At 62.3% G+C, this 24,772-nt stretch carries 23 protein-coding genes and 1 tRNA gene; 6 read left to right on the forward strand and 18 right to left on the reverse strand.

Annotation, left to right across the window (positions count from 1 at the left end; genetic code table 11):
- Positions 1-8 precede the first annotated feature (8 nt).
- The 3 genes from hutW to GJV78_RS00565 are packed head-to-tail and all read right to left on the reverse strand — an operon-like array spanning position 9 to position 4,329.
- Positions 9-1,346: a heme anaerobic degradation radical SAM methyltransferase ChuW/HutW gene (hutW, locus tag GJV78_RS00555; protein ID WP_155106483.1), complete on the reverse strand. Its 1,338-nt coding sequence runs from the start codon at positions 1,344-1,346 to the stop codon at positions 9-11.
- A 20-nt stretch (positions 1,347-1,366) separates the two neighbouring features.
- Entirely contained in the window at positions 1,367-2,206 is an 840-nt protein-coding gene (locus GJV78_RS00560) for a heme/hemin ABC transporter substrate-binding protein (protein ID WP_209439216.1), read from the reverse strand.
- On the reverse strand, positions 2,194-4,329 hold the full coding sequence (locus GJV78_RS00565; protein ID WP_155106485.1) for a TonB-dependent receptor: 2,136 nt from the start codon (positions 4,327-4,329) through the stop codon (positions 2,194-2,196). The genes GJV78_RS00560 and GJV78_RS00565 overlap by 13 nt, the downstream gene beginning before the upstream one ends.
- 559 nt (positions 4,330-4,888) lie before the next feature.
- On the opposite strand from GJV78_RS00565, the gene cueR reads away from it, so the two are divergent.
- Positions 4,889-5,302, forward strand: coding sequence for a Cu(I)-responsive transcriptional regulator (gene cueR / locus GJV78_RS00570; RefSeq protein WP_167519291.1), 414 nt, complete (start codon positions 4,889-4,891; stop codon positions 5,300-5,302).
- Here the strand turns inward: cueR and GJV78_RS00575 are convergent.
- The 7 genes from GJV78_RS00575 to tesA all read right to left on the reverse strand — a co-directional run bounded on the left by GJV78_RS00575 (position 5,299) and on the right by tesA (position 12,092).
- Positions 5,299-6,012 carry a DUF3142 domain-containing protein gene (locus GJV78_RS00575; protein WP_167519292.1) on the reverse strand — a complete coding sequence of 238 codons (714 nt, stop codon included), beginning with the start codon at positions 6,010-6,012 and terminating at the stop codon, positions 5,299-5,301. The genes cueR and GJV78_RS00575 overlap by 4 nt on opposite strands.
- Positions 5,982-8,156 (reverse strand): outer membrane protein assembly factor BamD, encoded by a 2,175-nt coding sequence (locus GJV78_RS00580; protein WP_167519310.1) that lies wholly within the window; start codon positions 8,154-8,156, stop codon positions 5,982-5,984. The genes GJV78_RS00575 and GJV78_RS00580 overlap by 31 nt, the downstream gene beginning before the upstream one ends.
- A 22-nt stretch (positions 8,157-8,178) precedes the next feature.
- Positions 8,179-8,637 (reverse strand): NfeD family protein, encoded by a 459-nt coding sequence (locus GJV78_RS00585; protein ID WP_155106489.1) that lies wholly within the window; start codon positions 8,635-8,637, stop codon positions 8,179-8,181.
- On the reverse strand, positions 8,634-9,551 hold the full coding sequence (locus GJV78_RS00590; RefSeq protein ID WP_155106490.1) for an SPFH domain-containing protein: 918 nt from the start codon (positions 9,549-9,551) through the stop codon (positions 8,634-8,636). Before GJV78_RS00590 ends, GJV78_RS00585 begins: the two co-directional genes overlap by 4 nt.
- A gap of 210 nt (positions 9,552-9,761) precedes the next feature.
- Positions 9,762-10,616 (reverse strand): thioredoxin family protein, encoded by an 855-nt coding sequence (locus GJV78_RS00595; RefSeq protein ID WP_155106491.1) that lies wholly within the window; start codon positions 10,614-10,616, stop codon positions 9,762-9,764.
- Positions 10,617-10,675: 59 nt separating this feature from the next.
- Positions 10,676-11,485: an SDR family oxidoreductase gene (locus tag GJV78_RS00600; protein WP_167519293.1), complete on the reverse strand. Its 810-nt coding sequence runs from the start codon at positions 11,483-11,485 to the stop codon at positions 10,676-10,678.
- Positions 11,475-12,092: a multifunctional acyl-CoA thioesterase I/protease I/lysophospholipase L1 gene (gene tesA / locus GJV78_RS00605; protein ID WP_167519311.1), complete on the reverse strand. Its 618-nt coding sequence runs from the start codon at positions 12,090-12,092 to the stop codon at positions 11,475-11,477. Before tesA ends, GJV78_RS00600 begins: the two co-directional genes overlap by 11 nt.
- Here tesA and ybbA point away from each other — a divergent pair.
- The 3 genes from ybbA (at position 12,063) to GJV78_RS00620 (ending at position 16,440) form a co-directional block, all read left to right on the forward strand.
- On the forward strand, positions 12,063-12,749 hold the full coding sequence (ybbA, locus tag GJV78_RS00610; protein WP_155106494.1) for a putative ABC transporter ATP-binding protein YbbA: 687 nt from the start codon (positions 12,063-12,065) through the stop codon (positions 12,747-12,749). The two genes, tesA and ybbA, sit on opposite strands and share 30 nt — an antisense overlap.
- Positions 12,746-15,160 (forward strand): putative ABC transporter permease subunit YbbP, encoded by a 2,415-nt coding sequence (gene ybbP / locus GJV78_RS00615; protein ID WP_155106495.1) that lies wholly within the window; start codon positions 12,746-12,748, stop codon positions 15,158-15,160. The genes ybbA and ybbP overlap by 4 nt, the downstream gene beginning before the upstream one ends.
- 146 nt (positions 15,161-15,306) lie before the next feature.
- Positions 15,307-16,440, forward strand: coding sequence for a porin (locus tag GJV78_RS00620; RefSeq protein ID WP_155106496.1), 1,134 nt, complete (start codon positions 15,307-15,309; stop codon positions 16,438-16,440).
- Between the two features lie 124 nt (positions 16,441-16,564).
- On the opposite strand, the gene mnmH is transcribed toward GJV78_RS00620, so the two are convergent.
- The 5 genes from mnmH to ppiB all read right to left on the reverse strand — a co-directional run bounded on the left by mnmH (position 16,565) and on the right by ppiB (position 20,751).
- A complete protein-coding gene (gene mnmH / locus GJV78_RS00625; protein ID WP_155106497.1) occupies positions 16,565-17,653 on the reverse strand; it encodes a tRNA 2-selenouridine(34) synthase MnmH in 1,089 nt (362 codons plus the stop codon).
- A 98-nt stretch (positions 17,654-17,751) separates the two neighbouring features.
- Positions 17,752-18,819: a 5-(carboxyamino)imidazole ribonucleotide synthase gene (gene purK, locus GJV78_RS00630; protein WP_155106498.1), complete on the reverse strand. Its 1,068-nt coding sequence runs from the start codon at positions 18,817-18,819 to the stop codon at positions 17,752-17,754.
- Entirely contained in the window at positions 18,816-19,325 is a 510-nt protein-coding gene (gene purE, locus GJV78_RS00635) for a 5-(carboxyamino)imidazole ribonucleotide mutase (protein ID WP_155106499.1), read from the reverse strand. Before purE ends, purK begins: the two co-directional genes overlap by 4 nt.
- Before the next feature lie 206 nt (positions 19,326-19,531).
- Positions 19,532-20,254, reverse strand: coding sequence for a UDP-2,3-diacylglucosamine diphosphatase (gene lpxH, locus GJV78_RS00640; protein WP_167519294.1), 723 nt, complete (start codon positions 20,252-20,254; stop codon positions 19,532-19,534).
- 2 nt (positions 20,255-20,256) lie between these two features.
- Entirely contained in the window at positions 20,257-20,751 is a 495-nt protein-coding gene (gene ppiB / locus GJV78_RS00645) for a peptidylprolyl isomerase B (protein WP_155106500.1), read from the reverse strand.
- A gap of 173 nt (positions 20,752-20,924) precedes the next feature.
- Here ppiB and cysS point away from each other — a divergent pair, with 173 nt between their 5' ends.
- The gene (gene cysS / locus GJV78_RS00650; RefSeq protein WP_155106501.1) at positions 20,925-22,310 is read left to right on the forward strand and encodes a cysteine--tRNA ligase; all 1,386 of its coding nucleotides are present in this window, start codon (positions 20,925-20,927) and stop codon (positions 22,308-22,310) included.
- A 172-nt stretch (positions 22,311-22,482) separates the two neighbouring features.
- On the opposite strand, the gene GJV78_RS00655 is transcribed toward cysS, so the two are convergent.
- The 3 genes from GJV78_RS00655 to folD form a co-directional block, all read right to left on the reverse strand.
- The gene (locus GJV78_RS00655; protein WP_155106502.1) at positions 22,483-23,007 is read right to left on the reverse strand and encodes a metal-dependent hydrolase; all 525 of its coding nucleotides are present in this window, start codon (positions 23,005-23,007) and stop codon (positions 22,483-22,485) included.
- 105 nt (positions 23,008-23,112) lie between these two features.
- Entirely contained in the window at positions 23,113-23,325 is a 213-nt protein-coding gene (gene ybcJ, locus GJV78_RS00660; RefSeq protein WP_155106503.1) for a ribosome-associated protein YbcJ, read from the reverse strand.
- A 1-nt stretch (position 23,326) separates the two neighbouring features.
- A complete protein-coding gene (folD, locus tag GJV78_RS00665) occupies positions 23,327-24,193 on the reverse strand; it encodes a bifunctional methylenetetrahydrofolate dehydrogenase/methenyltetrahydrofolate cyclohydrolase FolD (protein ID WP_155106504.1) in 867 nt (288 codons plus the stop codon).
- Positions 24,194-24,555: 362 nt separating this feature from the next.
- Between folD and GJV78_RS00670 the strand changes: the two genes are divergently transcribed.
- Positions 24,556-24,632, forward strand: a tRNA-Arg gene (locus tag GJV78_RS00670).
- Positions 24,633-24,772: the final 140 nt, after the last annotated feature.

The following is a 24,772-nucleotide window of genomic DNA, read 5'->3' on the forward strand; positions in this document are numbered from 1 at the left end:
TACTCCTGTTAAGGTGTTTCTATCGCATTGCGCGGCGTATTGAGTTCCTGAATCAGCGCGTCAAGAGAGTGTAAAATGTTGCTCGCCCAGAAGCGTCCTTCGTTGGTCAGACGCAGGCAGGTCGAGGCGTCGCGGGTCAGACCCGCCCGGTGCCACTGGCTGAGCAGGGGGGCGAGCCGCGCCGCGTGCGGGGTCAGCTCATCCAGCGGGACGCGGGCCGTTTCTACGCCCGCCTGCAGCGTGTGCCGCCACTGGAAGCCGCGTTCGGCGGTGCGCATCATCATCATCAGCGGCTTTTTACCGGCGGCGATCGTCTCGTGCCACGCCGGGAGGCGGCGCTCAACCATCCACGAGTAGCCGTTGACCGAGCCGCCCGCGCCGGAGCCGAACGCCAGGCAGTCCGCCCCCTGCTTAATCAGCAGGTTATACAGGTTGCGCTCGCGGGTGGTGCGCGCCCAGTGGCTGTTGCTGATACAGCGCCAGCCGGCGCTGTCCATAAAATCACAGCCCTGAAGATAGAGGTCGCGCCGCGCCGCCGGAGAGGGGACGGCGGTGCGGCCGTTTTCCACCGCCTTGCCCAGCGCGGTGTTGGGGAGCAGATTGAGGGCGTAAAGATCGACCCCGTCGAGGCCGATGTCCCGGGCTATCGCCAGATCTTCTCCCCACCGCTTTTCATCCTGGCCGGGCAGGCCGAACAGCAGGTCGCAGACCACGGCGGCGCGGTCCCGCTTAACCAGCCCTCTCATAAAGGCGGCGGCGGCAGGGCCGTCGGCGGTGCGCGCCATCTTCTTGCGGATGGCGCTGTTAAACGACTGAATGCCGATGGAGAAGCGATTAGCACCGGCGTCGAGGCAGGCGTCGATCCGGTTGTCGTCAAAACTGAGCACCCGGCCTTCGATGGTGATTTCGCAGTCCGGCGTCAGCGGCAGCTTTTCACGCAGGGTAGTAATGATTCGCGCCAGGTCCCTGGCCGACAGCGCCGACGGCGTGCCGCCGCCGAAGTAAACCGCGTGGATGGGAGCCGACTGATGCAGAACGCTGTCGGCCTCCATCTCGATCTCGCGGATCAGCGCGTCGGTGTAGCGGGCGCAGCTCTCCGCGTCAAAGCGGTTCTGATAAAAGCCGCAGAAGGTGCAGTGGGTGGCGCAAAACGGAATATGCAGATAGACCAGCCTTTTGCGCGGAGGAGCCGCCCGGCCGATAAGCGCCAGCCAGGTTGGCGACAGCTGCTCTTTTGCCAGCGGGATCGCGCCGCGCCACGGCATGGTCGCCCGGCGATCTTTAAAGGGCTGGTTTCCCTCCAGGGCGAAATGTGGGGTGAGATCCAGGGGATTGACTGTTTTCATAAGGTCTGTATCACATCCATCTATTGGGGCCAGAACTGCTGGTGCAGGATTTCCACCGCATCGGTGACGCGCGGACCCATTCCCAGGATCTGCGCCTGGTCGATAGTGATAATGCGCTGATTTTTCCAGGCGGCGGTATGGGCGATCCCGGCAATGGCGCGCAGGCGGTTGAGATCGCCGTCCACCATTTGTGACGTTACGATAATCACCTGCGGGTTGGCCGCGATCAGCGATTCGGCGCTGTAGCTGCTGTACTGGGCGTGGGTTGCCACGTTGCGCGCGCCCGCGAGGGTCATGATGGCGTCGGCGACGCTGCCTTTACCGGCCACCTGCGGGGCGCTGCCGCCGGCGGAAAGAATAAACAGCGCCGTCACCGGCGCGCCTTTCGCCGCCACGCTGCGCTGGACGCGCGCCAGGCGCTGGCGGATACGCTCCGTCAGCGCCTCGCCCTGGGCAGGGATCTGCAGGAGCTGCGCCAGGGTGTGAATGTTGGCGTACAGCCGATCGACCGTGGCGGGAACGCGCGGCAGGGTTACCACCTTGACCTTTTGCCCGCGCAGCTGATCCAGAACGATCGGCGGTCCGGCGTCCTGCCAGGTGATTACGCTGTCCGGGCGCAGGGATAAAATGCCCTCGCTGTTCAGCTGCTTCCAGTAGCCGATGTGCGCAAGCGCGGCGGTTTCCGGCGGCCAGGAGGTGGTTTGATCCACCCCGACCACGCGATCGCCCGCGCCCATCGCGTAGATAATCTCGGTGAGGGAGCCGCCCGCCACCACCAGTCGGGAGGCGGCCTGCGCGCCAAAGGCGCAGGCGAGGGTCAGTAAACCCGCAATCAGTTTTTTCATTTTCAGAAGTTCCATGCAAAGCCAACCGCCGCGTTAAGGCCCGCCGCAGGAATCGATTCGTGCGCGGTCTGGTAACGCTTGTTGGTCAGGTTATTGAGGGCCAGGTTGACCTGATACTGATCCTGCGGGCCAAATTCGGCGTTAAAGGCGAGGTTAAGGGTTGCCCAGCCCGCATAGTTCGTCTCTTTACTGCCGGTTCTGTCTTTGGCGCGGGAGGCGGCGCGAACAAAGAGGTCCGAGGTGACGTTGGCGGCGTTCAGCAGCAGGGTGTGCTTCAGGCCCGCTCGTCCCGTCAGCGCCGGTTCGCCGGTATCCCAGGTCTTAAGGGTATCGCCTTCGTACTGACGGCGAATCAGATTGCCGCTCAGATAAGGGGAAACGGCCCAGCCGTTGTACTCTGCCGACAGCTCCATACCCCAGCTCCTGGCGCGATTGATGTTGTCGTAGTAGTAATAACCGCCGCGGGAGGAGGCGCTGTTGCCGTTGCAGACCGGCTGTCCCGAGCAGGCCAGGCTGGCGATATAGTCTTTGGCTTCCGAGTAGTACACCGCCCCGTCGACCAGCCACAGGTTGCCTTTATAGCGTGCTCCCAGCTCATAGTTATTGGAGCGCTCCGCCTTCAGGCCGCTATTGCCCCAGGTGACGCTGCCCCCGGCGGAGGTTTGCATAAACAGCTGCGCCAGCGTCGGGAAGACGTAGCCCTGGGCATACGCCGCGCGCAGTTCAAGGTTGTCAAAGCCGGAGTAGCGCAGGCTGGAGGAGGTGACCAGCGCATCGTCATGGGCTGACCGGCCGCCCGCCGACTGCCATCCCGCGCTGCTCTGGCTGTCGCTGCGGTCGAGCTTAGAGGAGAGCCAGTACTGGCGGGCACCAAGGGTCCAGGTCCAGCTATCGGCGAAGCGCCACTCGTTTTGCGCGAACAGCGAGACGTTGCTCTGCCCGGCCCCGGTATGCGAAAGGGTAGTGGTTTGCCTGTCGAAGAGGCCGCTCGCCGCCGTTTGTCGGCTCTGGGTGCGGGTGGCCTGCTTCACCTTGTCGTGCTGATACTGGGTGCCGATAATCAGCGCGTTGTTCGCCGGCAGCGAGAAATTGCTCTGCAGGGTGACGCCCTGGGTGTACTGCTTATCGTTGGTTCTGGTCTGACTGCTGACGGTCAGCGCCTGGATCAGCGGCCCTGGGATCGGCTGGGTGGTTTTCACCTGATTCTCAAACTTACGCTCGATGGTCTGCTCCCAGGCGTCGAGATGGATCGCTTTCAGAGAGTCGCCGCCGGCGTCGAAGTCGTAGAACAGGCCGATCTTCTCCCGCTCCAGCTTCGGGATCTTAACGCTGAATTCGTCGAAATCCTGACTATCCTTTGGGCTGAGCCAGGTCCGGGTGACGGTATTGTAGCGATCGAGCGACAGGCCGAACTTATGGCGATCGAGGTGATAGCCAAGCCACAGGCCCTGGCCATCGTTGCGGAAGTTTGTGTCCGGCAGCCTGCCGTCCGGCGTGTCGCGGTTGCCCTGATCGGCGTAGCTGCCGTTAATCCGGTAGTCAAAGTTGCCAATGCTGCCCCAGGCGGCGGCCGACTCTTCCCATCCGGCGGTGGCGGAGTTATAGACGGCCTTGACGCTGCCCGCGAGCGGCTTATCGCCCCCTTTTTTGGTAATAAAGTTGACCACGCCGCCGATGGCCTGCGAGCCATAGAGCACCGACCAGGGACCTTTGACCACTTCGATGCGCTCCAGCGCGGACTCGTTAATCAGCAGGCCCGCGCCGTAGTTTTGCCCGGCGCGATGATAGCTGACCACCTGGCCGTCGATCAGGATCAGCACCCGCGACGAGGCCTCACCGCGGATGCGAATCTGCTTGCGGCCCGCCAGCGCGTTATCGGTGACCTCAACGCCGGGAATATCCTGCAGGTCGTCGGCAATGGAGACGCTGGTGGAGTTCTGCAGCGTCTGGCGATCGATAACCTGGATGGTCGCCGGGCTTTCCCAGAGGCTGCTTTCTGAGCGGTTAGCGGTAACAATCAGCGTATGATTATCTGACGTATCGTGCCGGGCGTGGGGATCGGCTGCCGAAGCCGCGCCTGCTACGCATAGCGCCAGGGTTGAGAGAAGCAAAGCGTGTTGACCCGTTCGTGACACCATGCGAGAGTCCTGTTGAGAATGATCATTATTATCATTCGTGTTTATATGAAATTGACGGCGTCCGTTCAATGTGAAAGGTGCAGTAACGATGCAACTTTTTGATTTGCGTCAAACCGTCTCGCTTTAAAAAGCCAATAGTGTGAAGGCGATCGCCTGTAACAACAGTCATTACAAGGAATTAGGCTGTGTCCCTTAACCGTTCGCGAGCGTCGCTGGCGGTCATTCAGGTCCGGGGTAAGGCGCGAGCCGTAATGTCTGGTTATTCCAGATGCACGGCGAGCAACACAGCAGCGGACCTGAATGGCCCTAGCCCCGCGGGACGCGAACCACAAGTGCGTACTCTGCGTTGTCGGGCTTGAACAGAGTTCACTCTGTCCTGCGCCCTCCGCCTTGATTACGCGCTTCTGGCTCAGCGTCGACGCCACGCCCGGTTAAGGGACACAGCCTGGTCCTGGCGGATCGCGGGCATACGGTAAGATGAGAAGGAAAGCGCGTTATTACAGGTTATTCCCTGAAGCCACCGCCCGGTGTCGTGGCGAAACAAGCAGCAGGAGGAGCAGTGAACATTAGCGAAGTGGCGAAAAAAACGGGCCTGACCAGCAAGGCGATTCGATTCTACGAAGAGAAAGGGCTGGTAACGCCGCCGCTGCGCGGCGAGAACGGCTATCGTCAATACGGCCAGCGGCACCTGAATGAGCTGACGCTGCTGCGCCAGGCGCGCCAGGTCGGGTTTACTCTGGAGGAGTGCGGCGAGCTGGTGAAACTGCTCAACGATCCCGATCGCCGGAGCGCGGTTGTGAAAATGCGCACCCTGGAGAAGGTGGCGGAAATTGAGCGTCATATCGGCGAGCTGCAGGCGATGCGCGCCCGGCTGCTGGCGCTGGCGGAGTCCTGCCCGGGGGACGACGGCGCAGAATGCCCGATTATCAATAACCTTTCCGGCTGCGGCTGCCGCAAGCGGGCAGATGACTAACGGCGCGGGTTGAGCAGAAACACCACCGTACCGCGATACCAGGGCGATCGCCGTAGCTGCGCTTCGGCCTGCGGGTCGCGGCGGCCGTTCTGCACCAGCCCCAGCTTAAACGGAACCCGCAGCCTGGCGAGGGCGGGCAGATACTTCTGGTAATCGGCTACCGTGCGTCGCCCCTGGTAGCTCTGCACCACCAGCTCATCAACCGGCAGCGCGTTCAGCGTGGCGACATCCCCGGTTTTCGCCCAGTCCAGCAGTCCCGTCACTCCGAGCGCATACTCCGGCGGCAGATGCTGGCGCAGCTGGCGTAAAAAGTCGGCATAATCCGCCAGCCGGTAGGTGGCGGCATCAAAATCGACCTGCAGCCCCACCACCTTATTTCCCGCCGCCTGCCAGCGCCGCAGCAGCTGGACGATTTGCGGCGCAACCGACTCCGGTACGTTGAGGGTGGCGAAACGTACGGTCAGCCAGATGGCGGGAAAGGAGAGGCGGCCCACCGGCAGGCCGAGACGCTGAAACCTGACGCTCCCCGCCCGGGCCAGCACCTCGCCCTGGTGCAGATAGACTATCTGCGCGTTTTGCAGCTCGTCTCCGGCCCGGACGCCGGACCACAGCCAGAAGGCCGGGTGTTCGCGGGTGATGACGACCTCCGCCGCCCGCGCCTGTCCGGCCAGCAGGGCAACTACCAGTAGTATTTGAGCTGCTGCGCCCACTGGCTCCCCGGATACTGTGTTTTTAACTGCGTGTACCAGCCCTTGCGCATGAGCTTATCTACCGCTTCGCCGCCGCACTCGTTATATCCGCCCGGCGCGTAGCACATGACGGCCCGGTACAGCGCGTAGCTTTTATCCTCAGGCTCCGCCTTTGGCGACGTAATGATGTGCTGATAGTAACTCTGCCTGTCGAACTGCCCGTAGGATGGCGGGCGCGGGCTGGTGGCCTCCAGCGCGTCGTTGCCCGCGCCGTCCGCCCACAGGTCGATATTCGCCCGGGTGGTGCGGAAAAACTCGCCGAGGCAGTTGAGGGCGTGCGCGTCGTCGGCGTTTTTGCTGAGCGCCAACACCGTCTCATCGAGGCTACGACAGAAGTATCCCGCTTCGGCCGCGTCGCCGCGCCAGTCGAAGACCTCCAGGCTCACGTCGGCAAAGGCCTCGTCGGAGAGCGGCGCGGTCACGGCGGCGGCGAGCTTTCTGTCGGTCGACCAGTCGCTGAAGCGGCCCTCGAGAAGATCGTGGATCAGCAGCGTATGCAGGGCGATGGTGCGCTCCTCATCGTTGGGGCCCCGGCGGGCCTGCTGGCGCAGCAGCGCCGGCGAGGCCGCCTTCTTGAGCGCCCGGGAGCGAAAGCGCAGGTTGGTTATCGCGCTGTCCGGGGCGAAAATCGCCGCCACGTCACCGCTGGAGAGCAGCGTGGCCGTCAGTTTGGCCTGGATATACTGCCGCTGCTCGTCGTCCTGGCTAAGCTTCAGCAGCCGCTGCCAGAAATCGCGCGCGGCGGGCCACTGCTCCTGGGCCATCAGCGCCTCACCGTAGAGCACCTGCTCGCTGAAGGCGAGAATATCGCGCGCGGGCAGGGTTTGCGCCGGCGTGACGGCCTTCAGAACGGCGGCCGGGTTGTTGGTCGCCATCCACAGGTTCAGCTGCAGATTGTGCCACAGCGGCAGCCTGCCGCTCTTCTCAAAAACCGCCCTGCTGGCGTCGAGCTGCGCCTGGGTCAGCGTGGGCTGCGAGCCGCCGTTCAGGCGAAGCGCGCGCAGCAGCTCCACGTAGCTGACCAGCGGCGCGTTGGCAAAGGTCGACCGCGGCGGATCGTTGAAAAACTGCATACCGAAGACGTTGTCATATTCGATGATTCGTTCCCGCAGCGTCCGGGCGTCCGCGGCCTGTGAAAGCGCCTGCTCATACAGCGTCGCCAGCTGCGGCCACGCCTGCTGATACCAGCTGATGCGGCGCAGCATACCGCGCGCGGAGTCGGCATAGCGCCCCTCCGGCCAGCGCTGCAGATAGCGCTGCGCCTCCTCCTGCGCCTGCCTGGCCGCCTCCTGGCTTACCCTGTTGAGATCGAACTCGCCGTACCGGCCGACGCTGTGCTGGCTGCTTCGGTTCAGCGCCGTGCGCATCAGCATGTACTGCGCGGTTTCCGTCAGCCACGGCTGGCGGCTCTCCAGCAGCAGGGTAAAGTCCTGCGAGGCGGCGTCATAGTCGCCGTTATAAAAGTGGACGATACCGGAAAGATAGGTGCTGAACAGAAGCGCGGTGGAGCCGGTCGGAAAGGCCGAAAGGCTCTCCTGGAGCCGATCCGCAGGCGTGCCATAGAACAGCGCCAGGCGCGCCCTGGCCAGAGTCTGCCGCTGCGGCGCAGAGAGGGTTTCGTCAGCCTGCAGGGCGGCAATGTAGGCGCTGACGGCCCGGGGCGTATTGGAGACAAAGCGGTTTTCCTGCGAATAGTCAGCCGGCCCCAGGTAGTCGCCGTTCTCAGCGGAGGGGGCCAACTGCATCGGATCGATGTTCAGCGCCGCCAGCTGCGCGCTGAGGGGAACGTCCTGAGGCCCGGCCTCTTCAGGAGCGGTCGACGGGCGGCCGTTGAGCCACTCAGGATGCCAGGCGAAATAGAAATCCCGGGAGCGGGTGATATCGGCGGGCATCGCCTGCACGGGAAGGGCGAAGGCCCTGGCCTCGCTCAGCAGGCGCAGCAGGTTATCGCGGGAATCATTGTCGGGCGTCAGCGCCGGCACGCCCTTCAGCAGACAGAACTCGTCGCTCCAGCTGCAGTCCGGTTCGTCAAAAGAGGCGAGGGCCTGCGGCGCGGCGGTCAGCAGGACGCACAGGGTGAAAGCGAGAGGGGTCTTCCTGACGATCATAACTTTTCCTGTCTGGTTGTTAGGTGTCTACGGGGCGGATAAACAGCGTTATGCCCTCAACGGCGATGACTTCGATCCGGGTGCCGGCGGGCAGATCTTCGCCAGCGCTTACCGGCCACGCGCTGTCGCCGACGCGCAGGCGACCGCGACCGTTGACCAGCGCCGCTTCCAGCACAAAGCGGCGGCCGACCAGCTGCTGTCCGCGCTGGTTAAGCTGGCCGGCGGCGGGCCTTTGTCGGCCGACGCGCCGGGCCAGCCACTTCCACCACAGCCAGGCGGCGAGCAGGGTGGTGACGGCGAATATCACCCCCTGCCACTCCCAGCCAACCGGCAGCAGCCAGGCGACGATACCGGTGACCACCGCCGCCACGCCGCTCCACAGCAGATAGCCGTTGCCGCCCAGCATTTCGGCGGCCAGCAGCAGGCCGCCGAGGCTGAGCCACAGGAGGTGCGGATGCTGGAGGAGCGTCGCAATCATGATTTCGTGCGCTCGCTGGCGCTGTCCTTAACCAGCTCGGCGATCCCGGCGATGGAGCCCATCAGGCTGCTGGCGTCCAGCGGCATCATCACCACCTTGCTGTTGTTTGCCGAGCCGATCTGCTGCAGGGCTTCGGTATATTTTTGCGCCACGAAGTAGTTCACCGCCTGGATATCCCCGGAGGCGATGGCCTCAGAGACCATCCTGGTGGCGCGGGCTTCCGCCTCGGCCGATCGCTCCCGGGCCTCGGCCTGCAGGAACGCCGACTGGCGCTCGCCTTCCGCTTTCAGGATCTGCGACTGCTTCTCCCCCTCGGCCTTGAGGATCTCCGCCTGGCGCACCCCTTCCGCCTCCAGGATATAGGCGCGCTTGGTGCGTTCCGCCTTCATCTGGGCGTTCATTGAGGAGATCAGCTCCGCCGGCGGGCGCACGTCGCGGATTTCAATACGGGTGACCTTGATGCCCCACGGGTTGGTCGCCTCATCGACAATGTGCAGCAGGCGGGTATTAATGCTGTCGCGCTGGGAGAGCATTTCGTCAAGCTCCATCGAGCCGAGCACGGTGCGGATGTTGGTCATGGTGAGGTTGATGATCGCCAGCTCCAGGTTGCTGACCTCATACGCCGCGCGCGGGGCGTCAATCACCTGGATAAAGCACACCGCGTCGATGGTGACGTTGGCGTTATCCTTGGAGATCACCTCCTGGGAAGGGATATCCAGCACCTGCTCCATCATATTGATTTTTCGGCCGATGCGGTCCATAAACGGCACCACCAGGCTTAGCCCCGGCTGCAGCGTTTTGGTATAGCGGCCGAAGCGCTCTACGGTCCACTGATATCCCTGCGGAACAATTTTGACGCCGGAGGCGACGACGGCCAGCGCGACAAAAATAAGAATCGGGATAAAGATCAACATGAAACTACCTCCTTTGCGGATTTCCCTGATGAAGAGACACGGCCTGGGCTTATTGTGCGCCAGTATATCGACAAAGGGCGATAAATTCGCCCGGAATCAACGGCATCAGTCGGGAAAAGTTGCGAGGCGGGCAGGTAAAAGAGGCGCTGTCGCCGCCGGGCGCTTCCGGCGGCGACAGGTTTATCCGGCCAGGCAAGGCCGGGGGACGAATCAGTACAGCAGCGCGTACAGCTGGCGGCGGTACTTCGATGCCAGCGCGTCGCCGGTGCCCAGCGCGGCGAGGATCTCCTGGAAGGTCTTGCGCGCCTGCCCGTCGGCGGCGGCGAGATCCGTTTTCAGATGGCTGAACAGCAGCGCCAGCGACTCCTCATTGCGCCCCACCTGGTGCAGCTGCAGCGCCAGCTGGGTTGCCAGCCCGGCGTCCTGCGGATTGTCCGCCACCTGCTGCTGAAGCTGCTGGATCTCCGGCGTATCCGCCGCCTGTTTCAGCAGATCGATCTGCGCCACCAGCCCCTGATAGCGGGTATCCTGATCCTGCAGGGGAATAGTCTGCAGCACCGCTTCCGCCTCTTCGGTGCGGTTCAGGGCGATCTGGGTCTCCGCCAGCAGCAGGCCGATTTCGCCGTTCTGGCCGGAGAGCTGCCAGGCCTCCTTCAGCAGCGGCAGGGCTTCCAGGTAGTTACCCTCCTGCATCAGCTGCATCGCCTGCTGCGCCTTCAGCTCCTCTTCGCGCGGCAGCACCTTGTCGAGCAGGGCGCGGATCGCCTCTTCCGGCTGCGGCCCCTGGAAGCCGTCTACCGGCTGGCCGTTCTGGAACAGGTAGACCGTTGGGATCGCGCGCAGGCCAAACTGCGCGGCAATCATCTGTTCGGCGTCGCAGTCGAGCTTCGCCAGAATAAACTGCCCGTTGTACTGCGCGGCGAGGCTCTCCAGCACCGGCGTCAACTGCTGGCAGTGCTGGCTGCGCTCGGACCAGAAGTAGAACAGCACCGGCGTGGTCATGGACTGTTCAAGGGTCTGCTGCAGGTTCGATTCGTTAATAGTAATAATATTCTGTACGGACATGGCGTCGCTCTCTGTTTATCTGTGTGTTTTTACATGGGGGCTGGCGCGCGGGCTTCAACTCAGCCCTGCAAAATTTTATCCATCAGGCGGCCCGGCAGCAGACGCCTGAGCAGAATAACAGCCCAGGTGACCAGCGTAACCGGGTAGCGCAGCCTCGGCCTGTCGCTGGTAAAGGCGTGGCGGACTTTGGCAACCACCGCCTCCGGCCCCAGGGTGAAGCGAGCGGCAATGCCGGGGTTTTCCACCGGCCTGTCGCTCTGGGTCTGGTTAACGTTTTGGGTAAAGCGGGTGCGTATGGGGCCTGGCTCAATCAGGCTGACTCTGATGCCGCTGTGGCGCAGCTCCATGCGCAGCGCGTCGGACCAGGCTTCCAGCGCGTGTTTGCTGGCGGCATAAGCGCCGCGGCCGGGGGTGGCGATAAGCCCCATCACCGAGGAGGTCATCACGATGCGCCCTTCCCCGTGGGGCAGCATGGCGGGCAGCAGGCGCAGCGTAAGCTGGTGGGTGCCGAAAAAGTTGCTGGAGAACTGCTGCTCCATCTGCCGGCGGCTGACGGCGGTCAGCGGGCCGTAAACCCCGTAGCCGGCATTGTTAAAGATCCCGTATAAACGGTTACCGGTCAGGGCTATTACCTCATCGGCGGCGCGATCCACGCTTTCCGGCGAGTCGAGATCGAGCTGCACGCCGGTAAACCCCTGGTCGTTCATGCGGACCACATCCTCCGGCTTACGACACCCGGCAATGATTTGAAAACCCTGGCGTTTAAGGTCAATTGCGCTCTCCAGCCCGATGCCGCTGGAACATCCTGTTATCAAGACTGCTTTTTGCATAACTTTACCTGTGAGCCTTCCCGCTGCTTTATGAACCATGATTTACTAAGGGAGTGAGTTGCTTGACCATCCATTCGGCGATAAACGGCTGGGCATCACGGTTAGGGTGTATGCCGTCATCCTGCATCCACTGCGTTTTCAGGTAGATCTCTTCCATAAAAAAGGGCAGCAGGGGAATATTCAGTTCTCCGGCAAGCTTTGGATAGATGGCGCTAAAGGCTTCATTATAACGACGACCGTAGTTAGGCGGCAGGCGAATTTGCATCAGCAGCGGTTCGGCGTTGGCCTTTCTGACGACGTTAACGATTTCGCGCAGGGTCTGCCCGGTTTGCTGCGGCTGGAAGCCGCGCAGGCCGTCGTTGCCGCCCAGCGCCACCAGCACCCAGCGTGGCTGATGCTGCTTAAGCAGCGCGGGCAGGCGCTCCAGCCCCTGCTGCGAGGTGCTGCCGCTGATGCTGGCGTTAACAACGGACATCTTATTGTGCCATTTATCGTTGACCAGCGCGGGCCAGGCGTCGCCGGCGGGCATGTGGTAACCGGCGCTCAGGCTGTCCCCGAGGACCAATAGCGTGTCGGTGGCGGCGGCGCGGAAGGCGAACAGAAACAGGAAGGGCAAATGCCAGCGAAAAACATTATTGAAGTTCATCATCTCAAAAAATCCATCGGCCAGGGAGAGCAGGAACTCTCCATCCTTACCGGAGTTGAACTGGTTGTCAAACGGGCCGAAACCATTGCGCTGATTGGCGAATCGGGATCGGGAAAGTCCACGCTGCTGGCGATCCTCGCCGGGCTGGACGACGGCAGCGACGGTGAGGTCATGCTGGTGGGAGAGCCGCTGCATCGTATGGACGAAGAGGCGCGGGCGCGGCTACGCGCCCGGCACATCGGCTTTGTTTTTCAGTCTTTCATGCTGATTCCCACCCTCAACGCCCTGGAAAACGTCGAGCTGCCGGCGCTGCTGCGGGGGGAAAAAAGCGGGCAGAGCCGGGCGGGGGCCAGGGCGCTGCTGGAGCAGCTGGGGCTGGGCAAGCGCCTTACCCATCTGCCGGCGCAGCTTTCCGGCGGCGAGCAGCAGCGGGTGGCGCTGGCGCGGGCGTTTAATGGACGGCCAGAGGTGCTTTTCGCCGACGAGCCGACGGGCAACCTTGACCGGCGGACCGGCGATAAAATCGCCGACCTCCTGTTTTCGCTGAACCGCGAGCATGGCACCACCCTGATTCTGGTGACCCACGATCCGGCGCTGGCGGCGCGCTGCGACAGGCGTCTGCGGCTGGTGAACGGAAAGCTGCAGGAGGAGGTATGATTGCCCGCTGGTTCTGGCGCGAATGGCGCTCCCCCTCGCTGCTGATTGTCTGGCTGGCGCTGAGTCTGGCGGTGGCCTGCGTGGTGGCGCTGGGCAATATTAGCGATCGTATGGAAAAAGGGCTGAGCCAGCAGAGCCGTGAGTTTATGGCCGGCGATCGCACACTGCGCAGCTCCCGCGAGGTGCCGCAGGCGTGGATTGACGAAGCGCGCAGGCGCGGCCTCGCCGTCAGCGAACAGCTGACCTTTGTCACCATGGCCTTCGCCGCCGATACCCCACAGCTGGCAAGCGTCAAGGCGGTGGACGCCGCTTATCCCCTGTACGGGACGCTGGACACCTCTCCGCCGGGGCTGAAGCCGCAGCCCGGCGCGGTGCTGCTGGAGCCGCGGCTGATGGCGCTGCTTAATCTGAAAACCGGTGATACCCTCGACGTCGGCGACGCCACCCTGCGCATCGCGGGTGAAGTGGTTCAGGAGCCGGACGCCGGGTTTAATCCGTTCCAGACGGCACCGCGCATAATGATGAACGTGGCCGACGTGGCGAAAACCGGCGCGGTGCGGCCCGGCAGCCGCGTTATATGGCGCTATAAGTTAGGCGGCGCGGCGGCGCAGCTTGACGGCTATGAAAAGTGGCTGCTGCCGCAGCTCAGGACGGAGCACCGCTGGGAGGGGCTACAGCAGGATGAAAGCGCGCTGGGCAGATCCCTGGCGCGTTCCCGGCAGTTTCTGCTGCTTTCGGCGCTGTTGACCCTGCTGCTGTCGGCCTCCGCCGTGGCGGTAGCGATGAGCCACTACTGCCGCAGCCGCTACGACCCGATCGCGATTCTGAAAACCCTTGGCGCGGGCAGGGCGCAGCTGCGCAGGCTTATTGTCGGGCAGTGGCTGCTGGTGCTGGCACTCTCCATGTCGATCGGCGGTGCCCTCGGCCTGCTGTTTGAACATGCGCTGATGCTGCTGCTTAAGCCCGTACTGCCCGTGGCCCTGCCGTCCGCCAGCCTCTGGCCCTGGCTGTGGGCGCTGGGGACGGTGGGGGGGATCTCGCTGCTGGTGGGGCTGCGGCCTTATCGGCTGCTGCTGGCGACGCAGCCGCTGCGGGTGCTGCGTCGCGACGTGGTGGCCAGGGTCTGGCCGCTGAAGTTTTATCTTCCGGCCGTAACGCTGATTGTCGTGCTGATGTTGGCCGCGCTGATGGGCGGCAGCCCGCTGCTGTGGGCGGTGCTGGGCGGCGTGCTGGTGTTGGCGCTGCTGTGTGGCGCGCTGGGCTGGCTGCTGCTTAACGCCCTGCGCGGCGTCACCCGGGCTTCGCTGCCGATGCGGCTGGCCATCAGCCGGCTGCTGCGCCAGCCGTGGTCCACCCTGAGCCAGCTTGCCGCCTTCTCCCTCTCCTTTATGCTGCTGGCCCTGCTTTTGGTACTGCGCGGCGACCTGCTGGGGCGCTGGCAGGAGCAGCTGCCGCCGGAGAGTCCAAACTATTATCTGATAAACATCGCCCCGGACGAGGTCACGCCGCTGAAGACTTTTCTTACCCGGCATCGGGTTGAGCCGACGGCGTTTTGGCCCATCGTGCGGGCGCGCATAACGGCGGTGAACGGGAAGCCGACGAAGGGCGGTAAGGATGAGGCGCTGAACCGCGAGCTGAACCTGACCTGGCAGGACGCGCCGCAGCCTTATAACCCGCTGGCCGCCGGCAGCTGGCCGCCGAAGGCGGGGGAAGTGTCGATGGATAAGGGGCTGGCGGAGCGGCTGAACGTTCGGGTTGGCGACAGCGTGACCTTTACCGGCGATACGCGGGAGTTCACCTCGAAGGTCAGCAGCCTGCGCAACGTGGACTGGGAAAGCCTGCGGCCTAACTTCTTCTTTATTTTCCCCGGCGGCGCGCTGGACGGGCAGCCTCAGAGCTGGCTGACCAGCTTCCGCCTTGAGAAGGAGAGCGGCGTGCTGACCCAGCTCAACCGCCAGTTCCCGACCGTCAGCCTGCTCGATATTGGGGCGATCCTTAAACAGATAGGCCAGGTGCTGGCGCAGGTAAGCCGGGCGCTGGAGGTGATGGTGGTGCTGGTTACCGCCTGCGGCGTGCTGCTACTGCTGGCGCAGGTGCAGGTCGGTATGCGTCAGCGTCATCAGGAGAGGGTGGTCTGGCGCACCCTGGGCGCGGGCAGGCGGCTGCTGCGCGCCACCCTGTGGTATGAATTCGCTATCCTTGGGCTGGCGTCGGGGCTGGTGGCGGCCGTCGGGGCGGAGACCGCGCTGGCGCTGCTGCAAAAGAGGGTGTTTGACTTTCCCTGGCAGCCGGACTGGCGGCTGTGGGTCGCCCTGCCGGTCTGCGGTACGCTGCTGCTTACGCTTTGTGGCGGCTGGACCGGCTCGCGCCTGCTGAAGGGCGGGTCGCTGCATCGTTACTTCAACCAATAGTATTCTGTTTGTTCGTTAAGCGCCGGGAAAACCGGCGCTTCTCTTTTTAACCGCACAAAATAATAAAAAACCGATAACACGATGCGGTTAAAGCAAGATAATATTCTGCTGGTAACTATAAGCGGGTAATCTATCAAGGAAACCTAATGAATATAAAAAAAACAGCGCTGGCGGCATCGATCGGCGCAGCAGTGGCATTAGCGTCTTTCGCTTCCCAAGCGGAAATCACCGTTCTTAAACAAGATCCCCAGGCGGGCGATCCGCTCAGCCGCCTGAACTTCACCGTGGGCGGCAGTATCCGTCCGCAGTTTCAGAATATGACCGGCGACGACGGGGCCAACGGCTATAAGCGCAATGGCTTTGATGGCGGCACCCGTTTCCGCTTCGCCGCGGATTACTACCTGTTCGACGATATCAGCTGGATCAGCTACTACGAGCTGGGCGTGAACATTCCGGCACTGTTCAACTGGGATAATCATTACGCGGACGGCGCAAACGACACCACCCGTCGTATGCTTTACACCGGTCTGAAGAGTGATACCTGGGGTACGCTGACCTTCGGCCAGCAGAACAGCGTTTACTATGATGTGGTGGGCGCGAAAACCGACATCTGGGATTACGACATGATCGGCCAGGCACCGGGTAACGGTATCAACGGCGATTATGACGGCTCCTATCGCACCCGTAAATCTCTGAAATATAAGAAAACCGTTGGAGACGTCGATCTCTATGCTTCTTATCTGTTCAGCGATGACTACAATGCCAACAACGGCCTGAACTACAAGCGCAGGGGCGGCGGCTCGCTGGGTGCGGATTATCGCATCACTGACGATCTGACCTGGGGTACGGCGTGGAACTACACCCGTGCGGAAATGCGCGGCAACGGCAATAAAACCTACGATCAGAACATCGTCGGTACGGCGCTGAGCTGGAAACCGGACAACTGGACCTTCTCCGCGGGCGGCGGCTGGTATCAGAACTTTATGACCACCAAAAAAGTCTCTGCCACCGACTATTTCGCAGGCGATGCGTGGGGCCTGGAATACTTTGCCGGCTATACCTTCCCGATCGGCCAGTATGCGGTGAAATCCATTCAGCCGTACGTGATGGGTGACCGCATTGAGTATGTGAACGGCCGCGATTATCTGCGTACCGACAACGGCGTGGGCATTAGCTTCCAGCTGGATTACGGCTTCCGCGTGGATTACGAGCACGTATTCACCTCCAGCACCGACAATCTGGGCGATATGAACCTGGTGCGTCTGCGCTACGACTTCTAAGTCCTGACGGCGTCATCCCTTGTGGATGCGCGCCGCTAAACCGCCGCCGGATACCTCCTGGTTCCGGCGGCGGTGTATTTTTTCCTTCCGCCCACCGTTTTCCCCACGCCTGTTTCCGGGGCCTTTACCGCCGGGCCTTCAGCCAGTCGGCGACCGCCTGCCAGTCACCGCGAAAGACGATTTTCGCCGCCTTCTTTTCCAGCTGATAGCGATACATCGGATCGTAATATTCGTTCAGCAGCGGCGTCAGCCAGGCGAGATGCCCCCCGGTGGTGCCGCTGGCCCGCTGCGTCCGTAGCGCGACCTCCAGCAGCGCCCTCAGCTCCGCATAGCGCTGTAGCCCCAGACGACGGCGAATGGCGAACAGCCCATGATGCAGATATTCGCTGTACGCCTGCCAGCCCTGCTCCTCGCCGTAGGCTTGGGTAAAATCGCGGTGCATACGCACAAAATATTCGTCGTTCAGCCGCTCAAGGCGCAGAGCAAACGGATCTTCCACGACGGCGACCGGGGCCTGCGCCATCCGTTCGCGCAGGCACTCGGGCAGGTGGTTGGCGCCGATCGCCCGGCTTTCGTCCTCCAGCACCCACAGGCGCAGATCCTGTCGCGCGTCGGTTTTGAGCAGCTCCGCGGCGAGCTGGTTCTCAAAGCTGGCCTGGCTCAGCTGAGGCTCCACCGTGCGGCCAAAGGAGGAGCCGCGATGGCGCGCCAGCCCTTCCAGATCCACGCCGTTCGGCTGCCTGCGCACCAGCTGGGTTTTCCCGCTGCCGGTGCAGCCGCCGATGAGCACGATGGGTTTTTGCACCAGCGCTTCGGTGGCCTGAATCGCCGCCTGACGCAGCGCCTTATAGCCGCCACTGACCAGCGGAAAGGGCGTGCCCGCCTCCGCCAGCCACCGCTGAACGATATGCGAGCGCAGACCGCCGCGCGCGCAGCACAAATAGCCCTGCGGATGCGCCTGGCAGGCGCGTAGCCAGGCGTCGAGCCGCCGCTGGCGGATCTCACCGCTGACCAGCCGGTGACCCAGCGCCAGCGCGGCGTCGGAACCCTGACGCTTATAGCAGGTGCCGACGGCGGCGCGCTCGTCGTCGTTCATCAGGGGCAGGTTGATTGCGCCCGGCATCGCGCCCTGCTGAAATTCAACCGGGGCGCGCACGTCAATTAATGGAATACCGGCGGTAAGAATGGCGCGATAGTCCGTACCATCGTTCATGTGAAATCCTGAAAAAAAGAAACGGCAATGGGCGGGATTTTACGCGCTGAAGGCGGGGCCGGGGAAGGGATAAGATCCTTTCTCCGGCGTTTTCTCTTTTATTTAAACTGGCTTTGCGCCCAGAGGATGCCGCTGGCGTACTCCGGCGGCAATAGCGGGGAGAGTGCCTCCAGCGTGGCGTTGAGGCGGTCGGGGTCGGGGTCGGTCAGGTTCAGATGTCCCACCTTGCGGCCAGGACGCACCGCTTTGTCGTACCAGTGCAGATGCACCAGCGGCAGCTTCAGCCAGGCGTAGTTCAGCGCGCTGCCGATCAGGTTGACCATCACCGATGGGCCGTACACCACCGGCGCGGGCAGCGGCAGGCCGGTAATCGCCCGCAGATGCAGCTCAAACTGGCTGATGCTGGCACCGTTCTGAGTCCAGTGGCCGCTGTTGTGCACCCGCGGGGCCAGCTCGTTGATCAGCAGCCCCTGGGGCGTGATGAAGCACTCCATCGCCATCACGCCAACGTAGTTCAACGCCTGCATAATCGTCGAGAGCATGGCTTCCGCCTGGGCCTGCAGCGTCGCGCTGGCCTGCGGAAAGGCGACGCTGGCGCGCAGAATGCCATCCTGATGCAGATTGCGGGTCAGGGGATAGAACACCGTATCGCCGTCATGAGTACGAGCGCCGACCAGCGAGACTTCGCCGGAGAAGTGAATTCCCTGCTCAACGATGCACTCGCCGTAGCACGCTTCGGGAAGCTGGTCGACGTCGTCGGCGCGCAGACGCCACTGGCCGCGACCGTCATAGCCGCCTACCCGACGCTTGACGATCGCCAGCTCGCCCAGACGCTCAAAAACGCCCGGCCATTCGCTTTTCTCCGCCAGCAGTTGCCACGGCGCGGTGGCCAGGCCAAGCCGGTCGAACAGCTGCTTTTGGGTCAGGCGGTCGGCGATAATCGGAAAAACGTCGCGGTTGACGAACGACGGATGGCGCGCCAGTTCGTGGGTTAGCGCGGTTTCTGGCCAGCGCTCAATCTCGGCGGTGATCACGCTTTGCTGAAAGGGCACGGCGACGGGATCGGCGTCGAGGCCCACCGGCCAGACGGCGATGCCCAGCGGCTCGCCGGCCTGGCGCAGCATCCGGCCCAGCTGGCCGTTACCGAGTACGCAGACCTGTCTCATGCCGCACCTCGCGGGTCCGGGTGGTTCAACACCTCGTCCGTCTGCGCCCGACGCCAGTCGGCCAGGCGCTGGCGCAGCGCGTCGTCATGGATCGCCAGAATTTGCGCCGCCAGCAGCGCCGCGTTGGCCGCGCCCGCTTTGCCAATTGCCAGCGTGCCGACCGGAATACCGCGCGGCATCTGCACGATGGAGTACAGGCTGTCTACGCCGGCGAGCGCCGCGCTCTGCACCGGAACGCCCAGCACGGGCACCAGCGTTTTGGCTGCAATCATTCCCGGCAGATGCGCCGCGCCGCCCGCGCCGGCGATAATGACCTGATAGCCGTTTTCTGCAGCGCCTTCGGCAAAGCTGAACAGCCTATCGGGGGTTCGGTGGGCGGAAACCACTTCAACATGATGCGGGACGTTCAGCATCCCGAAAATTTCGGCGGCAAACTGCATGGTAGCCCAGTCGCTTTTGGACCCCATCACGATGGCGACACGCGCCGGATTATTGCGGGAAGACATGCGTCTGAAAACTCCTGTGGTGCACAACTCTCGGCTTTTGAGGGCACAGAGAATAGCACGGAAAAACGGCAAGGAAAACGGTTGCGCGGCAGGAGGCGCTGCTTTCGGCGGCCGTTAGCCGGGCGCTGCAGGGGGCGGCTAACAAAGCGCGGGCGCGTCGGGACTGCCGTTTGCGCTATGGGAGGCGGGTGGGTGAAAAAACGGGGTTAAAACGGGAAATGCACCAGCTCAACGCCGTCAGGCGTCACCCTGACCACGGAGCCTTCGCTATGCCAGGCTCCCAGCACCACCCGCCGGGCCGGCTGTCCGTTTGCCGTCAGCTCATGGACGGCGGGACGATGGGTATGGCCGTGGATCAGCCACTGCACCCGGTGACGCTCCATCTCAGCCGTTACGGTCTGCGGATTCACGTCCATCATCGCCAGCGATTTGCTGCCGTTGGCCGCTTTACTGCCGGCGCGCATTCTGGCGGCGATGCGGCGGCGAATAACCAGCGGCAGGGCGAGAAAGAGCCTCTGTAGCCAGGGCTGGTGCACTCTGGCGCGAAACGCCTGATAGCCCGCGTCGTCGGTGCAGAGGGTGTCGCCGTGCATGATGAGCACCCGGCGGCCGTCCAGTTCGAGCACTTTCTCCTGGGGGAGCAGCGTCATGCCGCTTTCACGGGCAAAGCGTTTGCCGAGCAGGAAATCGCGGTTGCCGTGGAGAAAGAAGCAGGGGACGCCGGAATCAACCACCGCTTTAATGGCGGCAGCCATTTCGCGGTGCAGCGGATTGGGATCGTCATCGCCGATCCAGGCTTCAAACAGATCGCCCAGGATATACAGCGCGTCGGCCCGACGCGCTTCACCCGCTAAAAAACGCAGAAAACCGGCGGTAATCGCCGGTTCTTCCGTTTGCAGATGCAGATCTGCGATAAACAGCGTGGTCACGATTACTCGCTGACGGTAACGTTTTCAACAATCACGTCTTCTTTGGGGACGTCCTGGTGCATGCCGCTGCGGCCGGTGGCCACGGCTTTGATTTTGTCGACGACGTCCATGCCTTCAACCACTTCAGCAAAGACGCAGTAGCCCCAGCCCTGCAGGCTTTCGCCGGAGAAGTTCAGGAAGTCGTTGTCGACGACGTTAATAAAAAACTGCGCGGTGGCGGAGTGGGGAGCCTGCGTGCGGGCCATCGCCAGGGTGCCGCGGGTGTTTTTCAGACCGTTGTTGGCTTCGTTTTTGATTGCTTCTTTGGTGGCTTTCTGCTTCATGCCCGGCTCGAAGCCGCCGCCCTGAATCATAAAGCCGTTAATCACACGGTGGAAAATGGTGTTGTTATAGAAACCTTCGCGGCAGTAGTCCAGGAAGTTTTTGACTGTTTCCGGCGCTTTGTCATCAAAGGTTTTGATTACGATATCGCCGTGATTAGTGTGGAAAGTAACCATTTTTGCATCCTGTTCCGATAGTGTGGTGCTTCGACCCAACGCTGGGTCACAATAAGGGTGTGTTATAGCATAACCGCCGCAGGCGATCACCCTGGAAAGTGTGCTGCTTCCTGGGCTGATTATGGGTATTATACGCTCTTCAATATTCTCACACGCCCACACGGAATCTTCTGATGTTAAAAATCTTTAATACACTGACGCGCCAAAAAGAGGAATTCAAACCCATTCATGCCGGGGAAGTCGGCATGTACGTGTGTGGTATCACCGTTTACGATCTCTGTCATATCGGCCATGGGCGTACCTTCGTGGCCTTTGACGTGGTAACGCGCTACCTGCGCTTCCTCGGCTATAAGCTGAAATATGTGCGCAACATTACCGATATTGACGATAAAATTATTAAGCGCGCCAGGGAAAACGGCGAAAGTTTCGTTGCCCTCGTCGATCGCATGATCGCCGAGATGCATAGCGATTTTGACGCGCTGAATATCCTGCGTCCGGACGTCGAGCCGCGCGCAACCCACCACATCGACGAAATCATTGACATTACCGCCCGGCTGATCGCCAAAGGCCATGCCTATATCGCGGACAACGGCGACGTAATGTTCGATGTCCCCACCGACCCGCACTATGGCCAGCTGTCGCGTCAGGATCTGGAGCAGCTGCAGGCCGGTGCCCGCGTCGACGTGGTCGAGGTGAAGCGTAACCCGATGGACTTCGTGCTGTGGAAAATGTCGAAAGAGGGCGAACCGAGCTGGCCGTCGCCCTGGGGGGCCGGGCGTCCGGGCTGGCATATTGAGTGTTCGGCCATGAACGGCAAGCAGCTGGGCCACCACTTCGATATCCACGGCGGCGGTTCGGATCTGATGTTCCCGCATCATGAAAACGAAATCGCCCAGTCCACCTGCGCCCACGACGGCAAGTATGTTAACTACTGGATGCACTCCGGCATGGTGATGGTGGATCGCGAAAAGATGTCCAAATCGCTGGGCAACTTTTTTACCGTGCGCGACGTGCTGAAGTTCTACGACGCGGAAACCATCCGCTACTTCCTGATGTCCGGCCACTATCGCAGCCAGCTCAACTACAGCGAAGAGAACCTGAAGCAGGCGCGCGCGGCGCTGGAGCGCCTTTACACCGCTCTGCGCGGCACCGACAGGGCGGCAGCTCCGGCAGGCGGCGAGGCCTTCGAAGCGCGCTTTATTGAGGCCATGGACGACGACTTCAACACGCCGGAAGCCTACTCCGTGCTGTTTGACATGGCGCGCGAGGTCAACCGCCTGAAAAGCGAAGACGGGGCCGCGGCAGACGCCATGGCGGCGCATCTGCGGAAAATTGCCGGGGTGCTGGGCCTGCTGGAGCAGGAGCCGGATGCGTTCCTGCAGAGCGGGGCGCAGGCCGATGGTGATGAGACGGCGGAAATTGAAGCGTTAATCCACGCGCGGCTGGAGGCCCGTAAGGCCAAAGACTGGGCGGCGGCGGACGTGGCCCGCGATCGGCTGAATGAAATGGGCATTGTGCTGGAAGATGGCCCGCAGGGAACCACCTGGCGACGTAAATAAGCGCCTTTGCGCCGGGCGGCGACCGCGGCCGCCGTCCGGCAGGGCTGGGGCCATTCAGATCCGCTGCCGCGTTACTCGCCGTGCATCTGGAATAACCAAATATTACGGCTCGCGCCTTGCCCCGGACCTGAATGACCGCCGGCGACGCTCACGAACGGTTAAGGGACACAGCCTAATGCTTTCTGTACCACCACAGCACCACCATCAGCGCCGCTCCCGGCAGCCATACCCATATTAGCTCTGATATAATCACCTGGTGCCCGTAGGGCGTGGCATAGCGCGACAGGGCGAACGGTGCGACCTTAATCACCTGCCACGGCGCGAAGAAGCGCTCGTCCGACCAGGGCCAGAGCCATCCCACGCCTTTTCCGCCGGTGGTCACCGAGTCCAGCAGGCTGTGCGACAGCAGCGAAACCGTCAGAAACAGCCAGCAGCGAACCCGCCCCGCCCGGAACCATCGTCGGCCGACGGCCACGCAGAGCAGCGGCACCGCAAAGGCGAACAGCAGCGAGTGAGTGAACCCGCGGTGGCCAAACGCATTGCCGTAGGCCACGCCAAACTTAAAGGCCAGCACGTCGGCGTCCGGCAGCATGGCGAGAACAAGCCCGGCAAACAGCAGGCGAGGGGGAATAGCTTTCAGACCGGCACCCAGCCCCAGGCAGAGGGGGACGGCGGCGTGCGTCACGATAGTTGGCATAGCGATCGCTCTGGTGAAAAAAACGCCATGCTATCAGGCTATGAGGGGAACGCGAAGAGGTTGAAAATCTGAAAAACCGGCGCGCGGGGCGCGCCGGAATGGCGATCAGGCGGTAACCGCGATCTGCCGGCCTGCAAAGCTGACGGTCTGCCCGGCCACAATCTTACAGCGCTTGCGGGTTTCCACCGCGCCGTCAACTTTTACTAACCCCTCGGCGATGACCGTTTTCGCCTGCGCGCCGCTTTCGCTCCAGCCCTCCAGCTTGAGTAAGTCGCACAGCTCTACGTGCGGGTGCCGGCCTAAAGAAAATGTTGCCATGTTATGCCTCTTGCGGATCGTGATATTCAACGCACGCCTGCAGCGTGTTTTCAATGAGCGTGGCGACCGTCATCGGGCCGACGCCGCCGGGCACCGGCGTAATATACGACGCCCGCGCGGCGGCCCCGGTGAAGTCCACGTCGCCAACCACCCTGCCATTCTCCAGACGGTTGATGCCGACATCAATCACAATAGCGCCTTCTTTGATCCACTCCCCCGGAATAAAGCCCGGTTTGCCAACGGCGACGACCAGCAGGTCGGCATTTTCCACGTGGCGACGTAAATCTTTAGTAAAACGATGGGTGACGGTGGTGGTGCAGCCCGCCAGCAGCAGCTCCATGCTCATCGGGCGGCCAACGATATTGGATGCGCCGATCACCACGGCGTTAAGGCCGTAGGTGTCAATGTGATAACGCTCCAGCAGGGTCACAATACCGCGCGGCGTGCAGGGGCGCAGGCACGGCGCGCGCTGGCACAGGCGGCCGACGTTATAAGGGTGGAAACCGTCCACGTCTTTATCCGGCGCGATGCGCTCCAGTATCTTAACGTTATCGATTCCCGCGGGCAGCGGCAGCTGCACCAGGATACCGTCAATGGCACTGTCCGCGTTGAGGGTATCAATAAGCTGAAGCAGTTCGGCTTCACCGGTGGTTTCCGGCAGATCGTACGCGCGGGAGACGAATCCTACCTCTTCACAGGCTTTGCGTTTGCTCGCAACATAAATCTGCGAGGCGGGGTTGCTGCCTACCAGCACAACCGCCAGCCCCGGTGCCCGAAGCCCGGCCGCCGCGCGTGCCTGAACTTTTTGCGCAACCTCAGCGCGCACCTGCTGCGCAATCGTTTTACCATCAATAATTTTTGCTGCCATCAGAGAGAGGATTCCATCTGTTACACAATGTTGAAGGGGAGGTAACTATTTTGTCAGAAGTCAGGCGGGTTGTCAGTCTTCGCCTGCGGAGGCGCGCGGGAAAGGGGCATGAAACGATACGGGGTGAGGGGAGATAACCCGACCTCTGGCGTGATGTGGAGGGGAGCGGGGCAGAGGGGGCCAGCGGCGAGCGTGGCTTCTGTCCGGCCCCGGCGTACGTTGGAAACGATACATATACGCGCGCCGCCTGCACGGCGGGCATAATGCTCATAACTCAGGCAGTTGAGCCAAAAGCCATTGACTCGCAAAGCGGTCAACGTATAATTTCGCCCTGTTTTACCTTCGCACGTCTCTTCTCCCGTGCGCCCTTAGCTCAGTTGGATAGAGCAACGGCCTTCTAAGCCGTGGGTCGCAGGTTCGAATCCTGCAGGGCGCACCATTTAAATCCACGGGTTAACCTTTTTCTCCTGCCTCTGATTTTTCTTTGCGGAACATATTTGGGACATCATTGGCAAAAATCGAGTCATTTTGCTTTGCGCGCCCGGTTATAAAAAGAGGCCACAGATCTGAAGCTCAGGT

It is taken from the genome of Intestinirhabdus alba, assembly GCF_009711095.1.
Taxonomy (GTDB): Bacteria; Pseudomonadota; Gammaproteobacteria; order Enterobacterales; family Enterobacteriaceae; genus Intestinirhabdus; species Intestinirhabdus alba.